This window comes from Erwinia plantamica (assembly GCF_043420595.1).
Taxonomy (GTDB): Bacteria; Pseudomonadota; Gammaproteobacteria; order Enterobacterales; family Enterobacteriaceae; genus Erwinia; species Erwinia aeris.
Map to the genome: position 1 here is coordinate 130,517 of NZ_JBGCUC010000005.1, position 17,788 is coordinate 148,304.

Genomic DNA, 17,788 nt, shown 5'->3' on the forward strand with positions numbered 1-17,788 from the left:
CAGGCTGGCGTCAGTGACTGACGGCAAGGAGTCCGCTGTCGTTAGCGACGAGGGTGGCCTGCAGCAGGCTGTCCGTCTGCTGCCAGATCGTGCTGGCGTCCGCGCCGGACGGCAAAGGCAGCGCAAGGCGCCACTTTTTGCCGTCGAGCGACTGGTATTCTGCAAGCACGCCTATATAGCGAGCCTCGGCCGGCAACGGCCCGCTCAGGGTGTCGGCGCTTTTTCCGGGCATCAGGAAGAGTTGTTCGCTGTTCAGCAACGCGCCGCCCAGCAGGGCGCCCGTTTTGTTTTGCAGCGAATAAAAATCGGCGGACAGGAAATCGGCGTCGGACCGCAGCAGCAATACGCGCACCTTAAGCGGCGCGCCGTGATTAATCTGCGAAGGGTGCCTGAACGCCAGGCTGTAGTGAGAAGGTACGCTGTGCGAAGTGCAGCCTGTCAGCACGCTGAATGCCATCAGGAAAAGCGCCTGAAAGCTCAGGCGCAAAACGTTTCTGTTCATGATTATTAGCTACTGGATTATTAGCTACCGGATTAGTCGATTACCCAGGTTCCGCTGTTGCTGTTCTGGCAGGCTTTGCTGTCGCCATCCACCGCAACGCAGGTCTTTTTCGTCGGCGCGCGAACGCGTTTGCGGCGGGCATCGGCTTTTACGGTTTTATCGTAAAGGTCGCTTTTCACCACGGCGCGCAGCGGCACGTAACCAATCAGCTGCTCTTCTCCGCTTTCGGCGATGGCGAACCAGTTGTTCTCCACCGAGCCAAGCACGGTATAGGGCTTGCCGTTTTCCAGATGGCTGACCAGCTTGCCGCCGAAGTCAGGACGCGTCATCACCGAAGCGGCGTAAAGCGCCCGATACTCCTCGTTCACCGGGGTGAAGGAGAGCGGCGGCTGCACCGCATGACGATAGGTCAGCTTCACGCCGTCAACGGTGCTGGAAACGATCGTATCGTCGGTCATTGGCGGCGGCGGCGCCTTACATCCCGCCACAGTCAGAACAAAAAGCAGGCTTAGTGCAATTCGAATTTTCACCCGGGTCCTCATGATTTCTGTTTAAAAAGGCGTGCGCGAAAGCGCGACGGGAAGCGGCCCGGACAGGCCTGAAGCAAAAGTCTGCTATTGGCTGGCCGCACCACGTGGAAAAACAGCCCCCGCCGCGCCCGATTAGTACAATGGTTAACACAACCGAAGCGTTTCTGTTTACCCGCCAGCGGGAGAACAACGTCTGGTTAGCGGATTAATTATTAAGCAAGCCGACGATTAAAACAGGCGCTGGCCGTGTTATAGCACCATTTAAAGCTGGACATTCAGCAATTTTTTACGGCCTGCCGCGCTCAATCCGGCTGGAAGTTAACCGTTCAGATAACCGTTTTTTCAGATTTTCTTTATTGATTATCCGCAGCAATTATGCGGACAAAAAAGGCAATAACGTCAGATAAATGAATGGATTAGTCCATTATTCTGCGCCACCATAGCTACCGCACGGGCCAGTGCTGAAGCAGGCTGCCCGTATAAAACCCAGGGATTAATACCCCCTTTTTTCGGCAAGTTTACAGAGTCTTTCCAATTATTCAACGTTACGCCCCGCCCCGGCAAAGCTTTAGCCTTGCTAATGTAAAAAAAATAAACAAAATTTGACCGTTCTGGCGCACATTTTCCCGAAAGCGCCCCTCTTTGATGATGTTTTCTTCATCTTCCAATTGCATTTAGCTACTAAAAAACAGGATTTAAATAACCAAATATTATATAGACACAGTCCGCACTGGCACTGAACTTTAATACAGGGGAGGAAGGTAATTTCGGGGAGAAAATAAAAAAGATAAAGTATCGGATGAGACGATTATTTCCGTCCCACCCAGTTACTTACGCTGACTAAAGAAAAATTGAGAGGTTTTTACTGCGCACAGGGCAAACTTAAGCAATCAGAATCTCTTCGAGTTCCTGTAGCGTGGCGACCTGCCAGGTGGGCGCTATGCCGTCGGGCAAAGGGCGGTTATCGGCGTTCAGCCAGCAGGTCGCCAGCCCGGCGCGCATTCCGCCCAGAATGTCGGAATCGGGGTTGTCGCCTACCATCATCACCCGCTCGCGCGAAGGATTGCCCATCTTTTCCAGCGCGTGATTGAAGATAGCCGGATGCGGCTTGGCGTGGCCGACCTGTTCGGAGATCACCAGCAGGTCGAAATAGTCCAGAAATCCGGTGCGCTCCAGGCGGGTTTGTTGCAGGGCGGTAAAGCCGTTGGTGATGATGCCCATCTTTACTTTACCCTTCAGGCGGTTGAGCAAATTCACCGCACCGGTCAGCGGCAGGCAAAGCTCGGCCATCGCGCTCAGAAAACCGTTGTTGAGATCGAGCGGCGTGACGTTCAGCCTGTCGGCCCAGCCCTGGAAACGCTGGTGCTGTAGCTGAAGCGCAGTGATAGCGCCGTTCTGATACTCCACCCACAGCGGCTTGTTAACCGACTGGTATTGCTGATAATCATCCGGTGAGAACACCACGTCATACTGCTGAAACAGACGCTGCAATCCGGCGTACGCATCAAAGTGAAACAGCGTGTCGTCAGCGTCAAACAATATCCAGTCCCACTCTTTAAGCATTGGTTACCCTTAGATAGTTAGCGCCATGATAATGGCATCTTCTTTCCCCTCGGCGGTGGGGTAATAGTTGCGGCGTACCGATACCTCATTGAAATCGAGCTGCTGATAAAGCGCGATGGCAGCCCGATTCGAGGCGCGAACTTCCAGCCACAGCGTCAGCACGCCGCGCTGTTCCAGTTCGCCGATCAGATGTTGCAGCAGCGTCCGGCCAAGGCCGCGACGCTGGAAAGCCGGATCGACCGCGAGGTTGAACAGCGTGGCCTCATCCAGCACGATTTGCGTAATAGCGAAGGCCGCCATTTCCGTGCCGACATCCAGCCGGTAATTCATATAGCGTTCGCCCTGGTTGCTGGCAAAGGTTTTTTCACTCCAGGGAAAAGCGTGGCTGCGCTGCTCAATGGCGAAAGCGCGGTCAAGATCTTGCGGCGTCAGTAAAGAAATCGGATTCATAGTGGGTGATCTGCTGCCAGAGCGCGCGTTTGGCGTCGGCATTATGGTAAAGCTCCGCCAGTACGGGCGAAGCGAGTTGAGCGCCGTCGATCGCGACCGGCTCGGCCAGGCCCAGGCACCAGCTGGGGCAGCGCGTGTCGTCAGGCAGCATAGCCAGCTGCTCCGGCGTCAGCGCCATCACCTCATGCTCGCGCATCAGCAGCGCGGCCAGCACGTCGCGGATCAGCGGATCGGTTAACGGCGGCGGCGTTTCCGCCACGATGATCAGCCGGATCTGTTCCGGCAGCGAAATAGAGACTTCGCCGTGCAGGGCGCGCGGACGCCGCAGCGTATACTGCGTAATACCCATCTGCTGTAATAACCAGTCACGTCTGGAAGACATCATTTTTCCCGTCTGGTCGCCCAATTGCGACGCTATGCTAGCAAACCCATCGAATCTGCGCCAACAAACCACTATAATCGCCGCTCTGATTTGTAAGGAGCCACCGATGTCCGCATTTACCCCGGCCAGTGAAGTGATACTGCGCCACAGTGATGAATTTACTCAACGCCGCGTGCTGTTTGCTGGCGATCTGCAGGATGACCTGCCCGCCCAACTGGATACCGCGCTGAGCCGGGTACATACCCAGCAATATCATCACTGGCAGATCCTCAGCCGCATGATGGGTGAAAATGCCTTTTATGGTCTGGTGGCGACGCCGGAAATGGTCGCCGACTGCGACACGCTGGTCTACTTCTGGCCAAAAAACAAGCCGGAAGCGCTGTTCCAGCTGGAAAACCTGCTCGCTTTACTGCCGGTCGGCAGCGAGCTGTTTATCGTCGGCGAAAACCGCAGCGGCGTGCGCAGCGCCACGGATATCGTGGAAGGCTGGGCCACCCTGAACAAGATCGACAGCGCGCGCCGCTGCGGACTTTATCACGGGCGGCTGGATGCGCAGCCAGAATTTGACGCTAAGGCGTACTGGAACGATTACGAGCTGGGCGATCTGACCATCAAAACGCTGCCGGGCGTGTTCAGCCGCGACGGCCTGGATGCGGGCAGCAACCTGCTGCTGTCCACGCTGACGCCGCATATGAAAGGCAAAGTGCTGGATATCGGCTGCGGCGCGGGCGTGCTTTCCGCTATGCTGGCGCGCTTCTCGCCGAAGGTTCGCCTGACGCTGACCGACGTTAATGCAGCAGCGGTAGAAGCGAGTAAAGCCACGCTGGCCGCCAACGAGCTGGAAGGCGAGGTCTTTGCCAGCAACGTCTATTCCGACGTGCAGGGGCGTTTCGATCTGATTATTTCCAATCCACCGTTCCATGACGGCATGCAGACCAGCCTGGATGCGGCGCAGACGCTGATCCGTGGTGCGGCTAAGCATCTGAATATGGGCGGGGAGCTGCGTATTGTCGCTAACGCCTTCCTGCCTTATGCGCCGGTGCTGGATGAAACCTTCGGCAGCCACGAAGTGCTGGCGCAGACGGGCCGCTTTAAAGTCTATCGCGCCGTCTGGTCACGCGCGGCCAAAGCGAAGCGCTAATCCACTCCGTCCCGCACCTTTTTCGGTGCGGGACGCGGCCCTTTCTCCTTTTTGCGCGCTGCCTGCCATCTTCCTCTCTGCCAGATGCCGCTTTTTGCTCGCTCCCTGCCGTCTTCCTCTCTGCCAGATGCCGCTTTTTGCGCACTGGTTGCAATGCTCACCAGCCAGATACCGCTTTTTGCGCACTGATTGCGCTGCCCGCCGCAACCCGATGACGCTTTTTGCAGCGATCGCCGCAGCCGCGTTAAATAACTGTTGACGTGTCGGGGAAAATCTCTAGAATGCGCCTCCGTGGTTGCAATATAACGTTGTTATGTTGACGGTACGCGAAGGTGGCGGAATTGGTAGACGCGCTAGCTTCAGGTGTTAGTGTCCTTACGGACGTGAGGGTTCAAGTCCCTCTCTTCGCACCAAAAACCACGTTATTCATATTACGCAGCATCTGCGCGAAGGTGGCGGAATTGGTAGACGCGCTAGCTTCAGGTGTTAGTGTTCTTACGGACGTGAGGGTTCAAGTCCCTCTCTTCGCACCAATGCGGTGATATGAGTAAAAAGTTCAACACGATGCGAAGGTGGCGGAATTGGTAGACGCGCTAGCTTCAGGTGTTAGTGTTCTTACGGACGTGAGGGTTCAAGTCCCTCTCTTCGCACCACGTTGAACGCTCTTTTCTGCGCTTTTATCCTCTCGCATTACCCCTTTTCTGTTTTTACCTTCTCTGCTTTCAATATCTGTTTTTGCTTCTGATGCCGATACCTGCTTTGCCGTTATGCTTCCGTACGCGCTGACTATGCGGTAATTTGCCGTCTATAACATCGCCATGCTGCTGCACGGCTTGATCTTCCAGGGGATCGCCAGGTCACTGCATGGGATTTGTCGTCTACGGCATCGCCAGACTGCGGCATAACGCTTTATCGTTCACGAGATCGCCTCGCCGCTGCATAACGCTTTGCCGCAGCGGATTGCTATGCTCCCGCCGCTATGGTTCCCCGTCGTGCTGGCTAGCCGCGTCGGCAGGCGTATGACTGATTCCGCTGCTGGCTTTATCGCAGGCCGCTATTTTATCAGCGCGCCGAAATTAACCGAGATCGCTATCATCCCGCCCGCCAGCGCCAGGCAAGAAGGCAGCAGCAGATAGTGGCGCAGCCGTTTGTGATAAAGCATGACTACCGTCGCCAGTAGCGCGGCCACCATTACCAGCCGCCACTGGTTGAAAGAGAGATTCAGTAACGTAATCAGCGGCATAATCGCGCAAGGAAGCAGCGCTCCCCAGGCACTTTCCAGTTTGTTTCCTGCCATCCAGCCTGTTCCCCCTGTGCCGCAAGCGGCTTTTACGGCGGTCTGCATCGCTTTGCTCGCGCCACTAATGATAATGATTCCCAATAGCATATAAGAACTCCTATCATTTTGCAGCAAGATTTCTTGACGTGTCTTTACGCCCGATGATGACACCAGAGTTATTAAGTGTTAAATTGTCGGCGCCTTACTATTATTAAATCCATATAATAACAACAGCAGACTCTTCCCGGCATGGTCCTTTTTTCAGGCCAGGCCGTGCGCTATTCAGGCAGTCATGAGTAGAAAAGAATGAAATTACAAAGCTATAATGAATTGCTTCACAGCAAATATCGGTTTTCGCTGATGCTATTTCTCTTTTTAAACACAGCAGCGTCTTTATTTTATATTTACAGCAGAAAAGAAAAAACCGGCGCGCCCACGCTGATTATTGCTTTGCTCAGCGGGCTGTTATTGTTATGGACATTTTTGCGTCCCAGAGGGAAATTTCCGCTATTAAATATCGCGGCGGTAACCACCGGTCTGCTCTGGGCCTGGCAAATTGTCCTGACATTTGAATTAATTTTCTATTTTGATAACAGTTTTTTGCTGCTCAGCCTGTTCTGCGCCTTTTTTATCGCGGCCATTGCGTTGAACGATAATCTGCTGGCATTTTGTCTGCATACCGCGCCGCCTTCGGCGGCGGTGGTCGTGCTGGATCGCGGCCAGAATACGGCGATTATCGCCTTCACTATCCTGCTGCCGCTGGTGGGCTTTACGCTGAACCATATCCTGCAAAGACGGCGGGATCGCTTTACCCGACGCCTGGTCAGCCAGCTCTACGAAGAGAAAGAAGCCTGGAGCGATCTGAGCATGCTCGACCCGTTAACCGGCCTGTATAACCGGCGGGGCTTGATGAACCGGCTGAAAAATATATTTGATAATCATGCAGGTAACCATTTTGTTCTGCTGCTGGATATCGATCATTTTAAAGCCTACAACGATAACTATGGGCACGCGATGGGCGACCAGGCGCTGGCACGCGTTTCAATCGCCATCCGCGACGCCGTGCGTTCCCGCGATATCGTGGCGCGCTACGGCGGCGAGGAGTTCCTGGTGCTGCTGACCAACGTTAACGACGCCATCGCGATGAAGCTGTCGGAGCGTATTCGTCAGTACGTGCACGAGCTGGAGATCCCGCATCTGTTTAACGAGCGCGTCGCCACACACGTTACCCTCAGCGCGGGCTTTGCCCCAATAATCGATGAGGATTTTGACAGCGCGGTCGCCAATGCCGATCGCGCGCTCTATCTGGCGAAAAATCGGGGACGGAATACTATTCTTTCCTGGGAAGCGCTTAGTCAACACGATCTGAACAAACCTGCTAACACGCTTTAATGCTTTCACCGGCCTGAACAATTCGGGTCGGTGAAATAAATTTGCCTTAATATCCCCTCCCCTGCACCAGTCTTATTTGATTTATATTCATTAAAAAGAGCCAACCTGCCGGAAACGTTTTTTTTCAGAATTCCTTTATGCGTCTTTAAGGTAAATTCCGCTACGAGTTTTTAGTATTCATATACTGAGTAATTATTTTCTGTATCCGGCCAGCCTAAAATCAAATTAATGGCCGGACAAAACTTGCGGAATCGTTACCGCACGATTTCTTCCCGCCTGCGACATTAATACAAATTACTTTATTCAGAAAATACCGTGCTTTTTGGCGTCCGGGCGACGGAAAAAATGGCGCTTGTTTGTCCGCCAGGCCTCAGATACAATCAAGAACGATTATCATTTGTTTTCCCACTTAGATTGATGCCGGATAACCCATGAGCACACTTCGTCGTCAGGCCCCAGATTCAGCGGTTTCTCCGCTTATCTTTCTCCAGAGCCATCGCCCGCTGGCCGGCTCGCTACGTGCGCTGTTCAGCGAGCATCGCGCTTACTTTCTGGAGACAATCAGGCTGAACGAAGCGGCGCCTGCCGGCTGTTTGACGCTGGAGCAGTGGTCGCAGCCGGAGGCGTTCGCCCGGCTCAACGCGCGCTACGGCGATTTTATTTATCGCGCTCACGGCGACCAGGAAAGGGAAAACAAACCGCTGCAATCGCTCTGGGCGCAGTGGTATCTGGGTCTGCTCCTGCCGCCGCTGATGATGGCGCTGCTGCTGGAAAACCGCGCGCTGGACTGCTCGCCGGAACATATTCACGTTGAGTTTCATGAAACCGGCCGCCCCGCCGCCTTCTGGATCGACGTGCAGGAAGATGAAGAGGCGCGCTACCTCAGCCCGCGTCGCCGGATGGATCGCCTGATCCAGCGCTGCCTGATCCCGATCGTAAACGGAATTGAACGGCACGGCGATATCAACGGCAAGCTGATCTGGAGCAATACCGGCTTCGCGGTGCACTGGTTCCTGGGCGAGCTGGCGCCATTGCTGGGCGAGAGCCTGCGCGCCGAGCTGGAGCACGCATTTTTCTTCTCGCGCTCGCTCGCCGATGGCGCCGACAATCCTTTTTACCGCACCATGCTGCCGCGAGACGGCGAGATGCAGCGCCGCACCTGCTGCCAGCGCTATCGTTTGCCTGACGTAGAGCGCTGCGGCAACTGCACGCTCAAGCCCGTCTGACCGCCCTTCCCGCCCCGAAAGGTCTCAATTTTTTCCTGCCCGTTTACAGCCGGGCCGCTCTGTGGCAGCTTTATCGCCCCGAACGTTAAGGAGCTGGAGCATGAGCCTGGAGTCTGTACGGCAGTTCTTTGCCGAGCGCGCGCCCGATATCGGCATTATTGAGCTGGCGGAGAGTACCGCCACGGTGGCGCAGGCGGCGCGTGCCCACTACGTCAAGCCGGGGCAGATAGCCAAAACGCTGTCGCTGAAGGTAAAAGACAGGGTAATATTGATCGTGACCTGTGGTGATTTAAGACTGGATAACCGCAAGCTGAAAGCGGTGCTGGGCGCGAAGGCGCGGATGCTCAGCACCGATGAGGTGGTGAGCTGGACGGGCCATCCCGTCGGCGGCGTCTGCCCTTTCGGCCTGGAAACGCCGCTGCAGGTGCTGTGCGATGTGTCGCTGCGGCAGTATGACGAAGTGCTGCCCGCGGCAGGCTCCATCTACAGCGCGGTGCGTATTTCTCCCCAGCTGCTGGCGGAGCTGACCGACGCCACCTGGGTAGACGTCTGCCAGCCGCCGGGCTGAAGCCGTTTTAGTTTTCCTGGCGGGTGATGACTTTGCCCTGCGTTTCCCTGCCAAAGGCGACGATAACCGCAATCAATACCGCCACCGTTCCGGCCACTATCGCCATCGCCAGGCCGTAATTATTGCCGTGCGCTTCGGCAATGCCGGACTGGAGCGTGGCATTGACCGACGCTATCAGATTCCCCAGCTGGTAAACGAAGCCCGGCAGTATCGCTCGCGTATTGGCCGGCACCAGTTCAGTCAGCCAGGTCGGCACCACGCCCCACGCGCCCTGTACCATAAACTGCATCAGAAACGCGCCCAGCCCGATGGTGAACGATCCGCTGGAAAAAGCCCACAGCGGCAACACCGGCAGCGCCAGCAGCGCGGCGATAATGATCGCCTTCTTGCGGCCGATTTTCTCCGACAGCGAGCCGAAAAAGACGCCGCCCATCATCGCGGCAATATTGTAGGCAATGGCGATCAGGCTGACGGTATGCGGGTCGAAGCCGTGCTGCACCTTCAGGAAGGTTGGATAGAGATCCTGCGTGCCGTGGCTGAAAAAGTTAAAGCAGGCCATCAGCCCGACCAGATAGAGGCACAGCTTCCAGTGCTTACGCACCACCGGCAGCAGCGCCACGCTCTCTTTCTGCGCTCTGGCGGCCAGCCAGACCGGCGATTCCGGCACCTTAAACCAGATAAACGGCAGCAGCAGCACCGGCATCGCGCCAATCAGGAACATGCCGCGCCAGCCGACAGACGCATAGCAAAGCCCAAAAATAATCGAGGCCAGCAGATAGCCTGCCGGATAGCCCGCCTGAAAAATGCCGGACATCAGCCCTCGGGAGCGATCGGGAATGGTTTCCATCGCCAGCGACGAGGCTACGCCCCAGACGCCGCCCATCGCAATGCCGTAAATCACGCGCAAAATCAGGAAGGTGGTAAGCGTAGGCGACCAGGCGGAGAGCAGCTCAAACAGCGAGAAAAGCAGGATATTGCTCATCAGGATCGGGCGGCGGCCATAGGTTTCTGCCAGACGGCCAAACAGCAGCGCGCCGATCGGCCGCACCGCCAGCGTCAGCATGATCGCCAGCGACACTTCCGCCACCCCAACGTGAAAATTCGCCGCGATATCGCTCAGCACGAAAACCAGAATAAAAAAGTCAAACGCATCCAGCATCCAGCTGGCAAAACTGGCGAAGGCCACGTTGCGCTGGGTAGAAGTCCAGTCAAGCATATGAAGTTCCTGTCTTGCAGACGGCAAAATCCGCCAGGGAAGGCGGCGCAAATGTTAACTATTTGTTTATAGCATGTAAGAAGTTGCTAAAGGCCGAAGCAGTTGTCAGCCTTTAATTCAGGTTGTAAGCAACCTTTTCACAACAGAGGTGAGTGAATTTGCTACACTGGCCACCGTTTATTCGCTGGCGCCGTTGCCGTTGAGGATATGCCAAACCTTTCGCTGATTAAAATGCGGCGTAGTTGCCTTGCCGCCTGGCTTGGCCTGCTTGCCGTCATGCTGCTGTTTATCGCGCCGGTGATTTCTAAATCGCTGGTGGCGTCGCCTGCGTGGCACAGCATGATGATGCCGGGCATGGCGATGGATGAGGCGATGATGGCCGATGCCGCCATGATCGGCCACGCCGGGATGGCACACGACGACGCGTCCGCGATGCCTGGCGAGAGCGCCACAGTAGCGGAAGATAACGGTCGCGCCAAAGGCGGACCTCCCCTTTCTGTAATGGACGACAGCGCCTGCGGTTACTGCGTGTTGCTGGCCCATCTGCCGCTCGATCTTACCCGGCTGCCGCCGCTCTGGTCGTCGCTGCAGGCTGCCAGACTGCCCGCGCTGCCGCTGTTCAGGCCCGTTGTCGCCCGCTTCGTTCCCCACTTTTTCCATCCCCGCGCGCCGCCGCGCCGCTAAGCCGTCCCGCTAAAAAAGCGTCGCTTTTGCGACAGTCACCGGCTTATGCCTGGATTCAGGCGGATGGAATTCCTATGTCAGAAAAAAGCCTGGCGCAGCCTTTGCGCGCCACCACCACTCACGGCGCGCTGCTGCCGCTGCTGCGTCGCCTGCATTTTTATATCGGGCTGTTTATCGCGCCTTTTATTTTTATCGCCGCCCTGACCGGCACGATCTATGTGCTGACGCCGCAGCTGGAAAATGCGCTCTATAGCCACCAGCTGTTTACCGATAACGCGGAACCGGCCAGGCCACTCGCCGACCAGGTGCGCGTGGCGCAGGATTTTGTCGGTGCCGATCTGCCGATCGCCGCCGTGCGTCCCGCGCCTGCGCCGGGCGAGACCACGCGCGTGATGTTCACCACACCGACTTCCGGCCCTTCTGAAAGCACGGCCGTTTTTGTCGATCCCGCCACGCTGGAGATCCGCGGCATGCTGCCAGTTTACGGCACCAGCGGCGTGCTGCCGCTGCGCACCTGGCTGGACTATCTGCATCGTAATCTGCTGCTGGGCGACCTCGGCAGAAACTACAGCGAGCTGGCCGCCAGCTGGCTGTGGGTCGCTGCGCTTGGCGGCGTGCTGCTTTGGGCTGCCGGTCGACCAAAGCAGCACGCCAAAGGACGCGGTCAGCCGATCCTGCGTCAGCGCTACTGGCACAGCACGCTGGGCGTGATCCTGCTGCTCGGTCTGCTGTTCTTCTCCGCCACCGGCCTGACCTGGTCGCGCTGGGCGGGCGATAATATTTCCGCCCTGCGCGCCCATTTCGGCTGGATGACGCCTGCCGTCAATACCTCGCTGCTGCCCGATAAACCCAGCCCGATGGACGAACACGCCGGACACCATATGACCTCATCCGCGCATCACGACATGCCGGGCATGGCCATGCCGAAAGCGGCCGCCGTGGCGATGACGCCAGCGCAGTTTGACGGCGTGGTGCAGGCCGCGCGCGCTGCGGGGATCCGGGCAGAGAAAATAGAAATCCGGCCGACCACGAAAGCCGACAAGGCCTGGATCGTCAGCGAGATCGACCGCCGCTGGCCGACGAAGGTGGACAGCGTCGCGGTGGATCCGGCCAGCTTTCGCGTGATGGACAAAGTGACCTTTGCGCAATTCGGCCTGCTGGCAAAGCTGACCCGCTGGGGCGTGGATGCACATATGGGCGTACTGTTTGGCCTGCCGAACCAGCTGCTCCTGGCAGCGTTTGGGCTGGGACTCTGCATAATGATTGTGCTCGGCTATCATCTGTGGTGGCTGCGGCGCCCTGCCGCTGCCCGGGGCTGCTATCCGGCGGAAACGCTGATCTATCACTGGCGGCGACTCGGCCTGAGCGCGCGTTTTTTGCTGCTGGTCTGCATCGCGACGCTGGCGTTCAGCCTGCCGGTGATGGGCGTCAGCCTGCTGCTGCTGCTGCTGATTGACGCGCTACGCTGGCAGCGGGCAAAAAGCTAGCGCGCCGTTTGCGTCAGGCACACCTGCACTTGCGCACAGTGCAGTTGTGCAATAAAGTATTGGCCAGGCGTCACACGGAGGTGGCAAAAATGCTGAGAAATATCGACAGTTTTCGGGACAAATGGTTGGAGGATTTTTTCCTGTATAACAAGTCGCACCGTCTTATCCCGGCTGATATTCAGTCAGCCCTGGCGCGCAAACTGGATATGATTAATGCGGCCGTCACCTGTAAAGACTTACGATCGCCGCCGGGCAACAGATATGAAGAATTGAGGCCGCCGCTAAAAGGCTACTCTTCGCTGCGGGTTAACGAACGGTACAGACTTATATTTAAGTGGCTCGATGGCAAAGCGGTCGATCTGTATCTGGATCCACATCGTTATAAAACATACCGTTAGCGCAACGTTGATTTGGAGAAACTAATGAAACAGGCTACACGCAAACCCACCAGCGTCGGAGATATTTTGCTGTACGAGTACCTGGAGCCTTTAGATCTGAAAATCAATGATTTAGCAGAGATGCTCAACGTACATCGCAATTCAGTTAGCGCGCTGGTGAATAACAACCGTAAGCTGACGCCCGATATGGCGTTCAGGCTTGCCGCCGTCTTTGATACCAGTATCGCGTTCTGGTTAAACATTCAGAACAGCCTTGATATCTGGGAGATAGAGAATGATGCCCGCACCCAGGAAGAACTGAGCCGCGTGGTTTCCGTGGCCGATTTCCTGGCGCACAGAGGGGCGGCCTGAACGCCCCTACCCTGCCAACGCCTGCTCCAGCATCGCCAGCAGCCTGGCGTTATCCACCGTTTGCAGCACGTGCGCCAGCCCGCCGGTCAGCTCGCCCACGGCCGTATCGACCCGTAGCGGCAGACGATAGCGCCAGGATTTTCCACGCGTCATGCCCGGCCGCAGCTCTACATCGACATAATAATCCGCCGCCGTGGCGACGCGCTGATCGATCAGCCATGCCATCACCAGCGCATCATGGATCCAGCAGCCCGGCAGCCTGCGGGTTTGCATGGAATAGTCGAGCCAGGGCCGCAGCGTTTCACCAACGAATCTCGCCAGCGGCGTATCAGGCGCGGTTATCCGTTGCAGATCGGCATGGGTCAGCATCGTGCGGGTAGTGACGTCCATCGGCACCAGCGTAATACAGGCGCCGCAGGTCAGCACCCGTCGCGCCGCTTCAGGATCCAGACCAAAATTGGTGTCTTTGATAAAGTCGTCCAGCGCAAACACGCCACCCATAATGGCGATTTCCTGCACGGCTTCCGCCATTTGCGGATAGCGCTCCAGCGCCAGCGCGACGTTGGTCAGCGGCCCAATCGCCACCAGCGTGATTTTGCCAGGATTAGCGCAAATCAGCCGTCCCATCGCATCGGCGGCCTCTTCCTCCGGCGCCTGATAAGCGCGGGGCGGACGAACATTCTGCCAAAAGTGCGCCAGCTGCGTATGCCAGACGCGGTTATCCAGCGCCTCGCGCCAGGGTTGCGGTGGCTCCGCTAACGCCCTGTCGGCGCCTTTATAGACCGGCACGTCCAGCTCAAGCCTGGCTAACAGCGCCTTTGCCACGTTAAAACCCGTCTGGCTCGGCGTATTGCCCGCCACGATAGTGATCATCTCCAGCGAGATGCCGGGCGAGCCGATCGCCAAAGCCAGCGCCAGGCCATCGTCCACGTTCGCGCCGACCACGCCGTTGCCCGGATCGCAGTCGATTATTACTCTTTTCATTAGTTCTGCACCGCAGCGGAAACAGGGCCACAGCCGCAGGATTCTCCAATCTGCAGCTGGTGTGAAAACTCGCTTAGCTGCACCTCGCTTTGCGGCGCGGCCAGCATCGCCAGCGCTTTTTTCGCCATCGCATCCACCGGCTGGCGTACCGTCGTCAGGGAAGGCACATGAAAAGCCGACTGCTCCGTCCCGTTAAAACAGACCAGCGCCATATCCTGCGGCACGCGGAGTCGCTGCTCTGCCAGCGCCCGCACGCAGCCGATAGCCTGTAGCTCGTTAGAGGCAAACAGCGCACGGGGAAGCGCGCCGCCGCGCAGCATTTTCTTTGTTGCCAGGTAGCCGCCCTCGCGCGTGTAGGCTGCCGGGAAAATCCACTCGGGCCGTGCCGGGATGCCGAAATCCGCCAGCGCCTGTCGCCAGCCTGCCAGACGATCCTGCGCGTTATACATCTCCGGCGGGCCGCTGATTATGCCAACCTGCTGGTAGCCGTGGCTGAGCAAATGCGTGGTGACCTGATGTGCCGCCTCGCGCTCGTCCACGCGGAGAATATTGACGTTCAGCGCCGGATCGACGCGATCGAGCATCACCAGCGGCGTACCGCTGGCCTGGATAATATCGATATAGGGATGACGATCGACGCTGTTGTAAAACAGGCCGTCAACCTGCTGGCTGAGCAGATTGTTGATCAGCTCCAGCTCGCGCTGGCGGCTGTTGCCCGCGTCGCCCAGCAGCATCACCATGCCGTTGCTCAACGCTTCCTGTTGCAGGGCGTGCGCGAAAGAGGCGATAAACGCGTTGCCGATATCCGGCACCACCAGCCCGTAGGTTTTGGTCGTGCCCAGCGCCAGCGCTCTGGCCAGGCTGTTAGGGCGATAGCCGGTTTTCCGCACCGCCTCCAGCACGCGCAGCCGGGTCGCTTCCGCCACCGGCCTCGGCCCGTTATTGATCACATAGCTGACCACCGCGACGGAGGTACCGGCTTCTCTGGCTACATCGGCACGCGTCGCCCTCTCAGAACTTTGTCTCGCCAACGTGGCACCTCTTTTTCCTGACGGGCGGCGCAACCCGCCCGCGTTATATCAGATGGCATCTTCCGGCGCGTTAAGATCACGACCCCGGGTTTCCGGCGCCACAAAGGTGGTCAGAAATCCGATAGCCGCCATCACGGCAAAATAGCTGGCGATCGCCCACCAGTGGCCGGTCCAGGATAGCAGCGCCGCCGCAACCAGCGGTGCCGTGCCGCCGGAGAGGATAGACCCCAGCTCTTTGGCGGTCGCCATTTTAGTGTAGCGGTGTTTTACGCCAAACAGCTCTACACCCCAGGCTGCCTGCACGCCGTAAATCCCCAGCGAGGCTAATCCCATGCCCGTGACGATCACCGCCATCACGACAGCCGGTTCGCGGGAGTCCAGCAGCATAAAAGCCGGAAAAGCGTAGAGGATCAGCAGCAGGCAAAACCAGCGGTAGACGATACGGCGACCAAACCGGTCAGAGAGCCAGCCCGCAAAAGGAATAATCAGGAATCCCAGCAGCGAGGCGATAAATACCGCCGAGGTCGCCACCGATTTATCCACCGCCAGCACCTTCACCACGTAGCCGATCATAAAGCCCTGCGCCAGATAGGAGGGGCCGTTTTCGCCGATGCGCAGGCCCAGCATCACCAGAAACGAGCGGCTGCGCTGCCAGAAACTGCGGTCGGCGGCGGGCTGATACATCACCAGCTTGCCTTCGCGTGCCGCCTGCATCTCTGCGTTTTTACGCTCGAACACCGGCGTTTCTTTCAGGTGACGACGGATCCACAGCGCCAGCAGCGCAATCAGCGAGCTGCACAGAAAGGGAATGCGCCAGCCCCACGCCTGCAGCTGCGCCTGATCCATCTGCACCACGGCCAGCCAGACCAGCGAAGCGATCAGCGTACCGCTGTTCGATCCCAGCGCGATAATCGAGGAGACCAGACCACGCTTTTTGGCTGGCGCATATTCTCCCAGCATCACCGTGCCGCCGGAGAGTTCCGCCCCGGCGCCAAACCCCTGGGTAAAGCGTAAAATCACCAGACAGACCGGCGCCCAGAAGCCGATAGTGGCATAGCCGGGAATAAGACCAATAAGGGTGGTAGAGAGGCCCATCAGGATGATGGTGGTGACCATCACTATCTTGCGGCCTTTGCGATCGCCCAGCCAGCCAAAAAAGAGCGCGCCGATGGGACGGGCAATAAAGCCGACTGACCAGGTGGCAAAGCTCGACAGCAGCGCCATGGTGGGCGTAGCGTTGGGGAAGAATACGTCGCCGAAAATGATGCCGGCCGCCAGGCCGTAAAGCGCGAAGTCCGCATATTCCATCGCGGTACCGAGCCAGCAGGAGAAGGTCGCCCGCCAGAAATCCTTACGCCCTTCCGGCGTGGTCAGACGCGCATCCGCTGCGGAAACAGCGTCCTGCCGGGTGCTTTGTGTCAACATGAAAAATTCCCTGATATGAGGAGGTCTGTATCGCCTTCCCTGGCTACCTGCTACGTGGGCGATCCGCCAGTGAGGACGTGCTTTTGCTGAGCCATGATTAAAGGTCAGTAACGGGTTCCCTGGTGTTGGACTTCGTTTTGTTTACTTTGCGTCCGCTGATTTAAGGTATCAGTCGTTTAAAACGTAAAGTAAATTTGACCTTCACTGGACAAACAAGCCTCGTCACCGTGAATTTTCAACGCGCCACCATTGTATCTACGCGCGTAGATAAATCAAGCTACCTGACGAAACAAATTAGCCTTTCTTCACATTCATCAAAAAAACAGATGATATAATTTGTTTTAAATCATAAAGTTAATTTACGTTAAAATTTACGCATGCGGCTTTTTGCCAAAAAACCATGCAAAGCGTTTACTTAAGTACAATTATTGCGCTTTTTCGCGCTGGCATCAGCGGCTGCACTCTATCGCTGGCAGATTGCAGTCGGATGACAGGTTAACGATCGGCAGGCCCGGGTTTTTCAGCGCGCTGCCGTTCTTAACGTTACCTTTGAGGAAACCGATGACTATTATCCTGATGCGCCATGGTAAACCCGATCATCCTCAGGGCGGTCGTCTGCCCGCGCTGGCTATGGCAGCGTGGTGCGAGGCGTACGATATGTCGCAGGTAGAGGATATGCCGCCGGACAGATGCCGCCAGGTTGCCGCCACGGCGGACTATATTGTAGCCAGCCCGCTGCCCCGCGCACGCTCCTCGCTGGAGAAGCTGGGGCTGGAAGCGGCTGACGTCGATCCGTTGTTCAGCGAGGTTTCCCTGCCCGTGATGCGGCTGGGCTATCCCCATCTTCCTCCGGGCTTCTGGCTGTTGGCATTGCGCCTGATGTGGCTGGGTGGCTATGCCGGAACGGTGGAGTCTTATCAGCAGGCGGAACAGCGGGCGCAGCAGGCAGCCGCAAAGCTGATTGCGCTGTCGGCACGCGGCAACGTGCTGCTGGCCGGGCACGGCATTATGAATAAACTGATCGCCCGACAGCTGCGTAAACAGGGCTGGCTGGCCGAGAAGCATGCCAGCAGCCGCCACTGGAGCACCGCCATTTACCATCCGCCTTTTATTCCGGCGGACGCGTAGTTTCAGAGGATTGGGCAAGCTTTAAAGAGCCACGGCTATTTTTCCTGCGCG

At 57.4% G+C, this 17,788-nt stretch carries 19 protein-coding genes and 3 tRNA genes; 12 read left to right on the forward strand and 10 right to left on the reverse strand.

Features of this window, described 5'->3' with window-relative positions:
* Positions 1-10: 10 nt before the first annotated feature.
* The 5 genes from tssJ to AB3U87_RS06590 form a co-directional block, all read right to left on the reverse strand.
* A complete protein-coding gene (gene tssJ / locus AB3U87_RS06570) occupies positions 11-502 on the reverse strand; it encodes a type VI secretion system lipoprotein TssJ (protein ID WP_394148723.1) in 492 nt (163 codons plus the stop codon).
* Between the two features lie 32 nt (positions 503-534).
* Positions 535-1,032 carry an SH3 domain-containing protein gene (locus tag AB3U87_RS06575; RefSeq protein WP_253455525.1) on the reverse strand — a complete coding sequence of 166 codons (498 nt, stop codon included), beginning with the start codon at positions 1,030-1,032 and terminating at the stop codon, positions 535-537.
* Positions 1,033-1,914: 882 nt separating this feature from the next.
* The gene (gene yjjG, locus AB3U87_RS06580) at positions 1,915-2,595 is read right to left on the reverse strand and encodes a pyrimidine 5'-nucleotidase (protein WP_253455527.1); all 681 of its coding nucleotides are present in this window, start codon (positions 2,593-2,595) and stop codon (positions 1,915-1,917) included.
* A 9-nt stretch (positions 2,596-2,604) separates the two neighbouring features.
* Positions 2,605-3,045: a ribosomal protein S18-alanine N-acetyltransferase gene (gene rimI / locus AB3U87_RS06585; RefSeq protein ID WP_394148724.1), complete on the reverse strand. Its 441-nt coding sequence runs from the start codon at positions 3,043-3,045 to the stop codon at positions 2,605-2,607.
* The gene (locus tag AB3U87_RS06590) at positions 3,008-3,427 is read right to left on the reverse strand and encodes a DNA polymerase III subunit psi (RefSeq protein WP_394148725.1); all 420 of its coding nucleotides are present in this window, start codon (positions 3,425-3,427) and stop codon (positions 3,008-3,010) included. Before AB3U87_RS06590 ends, rimI begins: the two co-directional genes overlap by 38 nt.
* Positions 3,428-3,533: 106 nt before the next feature.
* Here AB3U87_RS06590 and rsmC point away from each other — a divergent pair, with 106 nt between their 5' ends.
* The 4 genes from rsmC (at position 3,534) to AB3U87_RS06610 (ending at position 5,221) form a co-directional block, all read left to right on the forward strand.
* On the forward strand, positions 3,534-4,568 hold the full coding sequence (gene rsmC, locus AB3U87_RS06595; protein ID WP_253455532.1) for a 16S rRNA (guanine(1207)-N(2))-methyltransferase RsmC: 1,035 nt from the start codon (positions 3,534-3,536) through the stop codon (positions 4,566-4,568).
* 326 nt (positions 4,569-4,894) lie between these two features.
* Positions 4,895-4,981: transfer RNA gene (locus AB3U87_RS06600), tRNA-Leu, on the forward strand.
* 33 nt (positions 4,982-5,014) lie between these two features.
* Positions 5,015-5,101, forward strand: a tRNA-Leu gene (locus tag AB3U87_RS06605).
* Between the two features lie 33 nt (positions 5,102-5,134).
* Positions 5,135-5,221: transfer RNA gene (locus AB3U87_RS06610), tRNA-Leu, on the forward strand.
* A gap of 401 nt (positions 5,222-5,622) precedes the next feature.
* Here the strand turns inward: AB3U87_RS06610 and AB3U87_RS06615 are convergent.
* Positions 5,623-5,913 carry a DUF1435 domain-containing protein gene (locus tag AB3U87_RS06615; RefSeq protein WP_253461132.1) on the reverse strand — a complete coding sequence of 97 codons (291 nt, stop codon included), beginning with the start codon at positions 5,911-5,913 and terminating at the stop codon, positions 5,623-5,625.
* Positions 5,914-6,153: 240 nt separating this feature from the next.
* On the opposite strand from AB3U87_RS06615, the gene AB3U87_RS06620 reads away from it, so the two are divergent.
* From AB3U87_RS06620 to AB3U87_RS06630, 3 genes are all read left to right on the forward strand, one after another.
* The gene (locus tag AB3U87_RS06620) at positions 6,154-7,239 is read left to right on the forward strand and encodes a GGDEF domain-containing protein (protein WP_301253066.1); all 1,086 of its coding nucleotides are present in this window, start codon (positions 6,154-6,156) and stop codon (positions 7,237-7,239) included.
* 431 nt (positions 7,240-7,670) lie between these two features.
* Positions 7,671-8,465: a siderophore-iron reductase FhuF gene (fhuF, locus tag AB3U87_RS06625; protein WP_301253067.1), complete on the forward strand. Its 795-nt coding sequence runs from the start codon at positions 7,671-7,673 to the stop codon at positions 8,463-8,465.
* A 100-nt stretch (positions 8,466-8,565) separates the two neighbouring features.
* Positions 8,566-9,033 carry a YbaK/EbsC family protein gene (locus tag AB3U87_RS06630; RefSeq protein ID WP_253455539.1) on the forward strand — a complete coding sequence of 156 codons (468 nt, stop codon included), beginning with the start codon at positions 8,566-8,568 and terminating at the stop codon, positions 9,031-9,033.
* 7 nt (positions 9,034-9,040) lie between these two features.
* Here AB3U87_RS06630 and AB3U87_RS06635 read toward each other — a convergent pair whose 3' ends face one another.
* On the reverse strand, positions 9,041-10,249 hold the full coding sequence (locus AB3U87_RS06635; RefSeq protein WP_253455542.1) for an MFS transporter: 1,209 nt from the start codon (positions 10,247-10,249) through the stop codon (positions 9,041-9,043).
* Between the two features lie 207 nt (positions 10,250-10,456).
* Here AB3U87_RS06635 and AB3U87_RS06640 point away from each other — a divergent pair, with 207 nt between their 5' ends.
* The 4 genes from AB3U87_RS06640 (at position 10,457) to AB3U87_RS06655 (ending at position 13,169) form a co-directional block, all read left to right on the forward strand.
* Entirely contained in the window at positions 10,457-10,933 is a 477-nt protein-coding gene (locus AB3U87_RS06640) for a DUF2946 domain-containing protein (protein ID WP_253455544.1), read from the forward strand.
* Between the two features lie 74 nt (positions 10,934-11,007).
* A complete protein-coding gene (locus AB3U87_RS06645; protein ID WP_394148726.1) occupies positions 11,008-12,420 on the forward strand; it encodes a PepSY-associated TM helix domain-containing protein in 1,413 nt (470 codons plus the stop codon).
* 89 nt (positions 12,421-12,509) lie between these two features.
* Positions 12,510-12,818 (forward strand): type II toxin-antitoxin system RelE/ParE family toxin, encoded by a 309-nt coding sequence (locus tag AB3U87_RS06650; protein ID WP_253455550.1) that lies wholly within the window; start codon positions 12,510-12,512, stop codon positions 12,816-12,818.
* A gap of 24 nt (positions 12,819-12,842) precedes the next feature.
* Positions 12,843-13,169 carry a HigA family addiction module antitoxin gene (locus tag AB3U87_RS06655; RefSeq protein ID WP_253455553.1) on the forward strand — a complete coding sequence of 109 codons (327 nt, stop codon included), beginning with the start codon at positions 12,843-12,845 and terminating at the stop codon, positions 13,167-13,169.
* A 6-nt stretch (positions 13,170-13,175) separates the two neighbouring features.
* Here AB3U87_RS06655 and AB3U87_RS06660 read toward each other — a convergent pair whose 3' ends face one another.
* Genes AB3U87_RS06660 through AB3U87_RS06670 form a run of 3 tightly spaced genes read right to left on the reverse strand, consistent with a single transcriptional unit; the run spans position 13,176 to position 16,609 of the window.
* A complete protein-coding gene (locus AB3U87_RS06660) occupies positions 13,176-14,153 on the reverse strand; it encodes a nucleoside hydrolase (protein ID WP_301730226.1) in 978 nt (325 codons plus the stop codon).
* The gene (locus tag AB3U87_RS06665) at positions 14,153-15,184 is read right to left on the reverse strand and encodes a LacI family DNA-binding transcriptional regulator (protein WP_253455559.1); all 1,032 of its coding nucleotides are present in this window, start codon (positions 15,182-15,184) and stop codon (positions 14,153-14,155) included. Before AB3U87_RS06665 ends, AB3U87_RS06660 begins: the two co-directional genes overlap by 1 nt.
* 48 nt (positions 15,185-15,232) lie before the next feature.
* Positions 15,233-16,609 carry an MFS transporter gene (locus AB3U87_RS06670; RefSeq protein WP_253455562.1) on the reverse strand — a complete coding sequence of 459 codons (1,377 nt, stop codon included), beginning with the start codon at positions 16,607-16,609 and terminating at the stop codon, positions 15,233-15,235.
* Between the two features lie 561 nt (positions 16,610-17,170).
* Between AB3U87_RS06670 and AB3U87_RS06675 the strand changes: the two genes are divergently transcribed.
* Complete coding sequence (locus tag AB3U87_RS06675) at positions 17,171-17,737, forward strand: histidine phosphatase family protein (protein ID WP_253455565.1); 567 nt, start codon at positions 17,171-17,173, stop codon at positions 17,735-17,737.
* Positions 17,738-17,788: the final 51 nt, after the last annotated feature.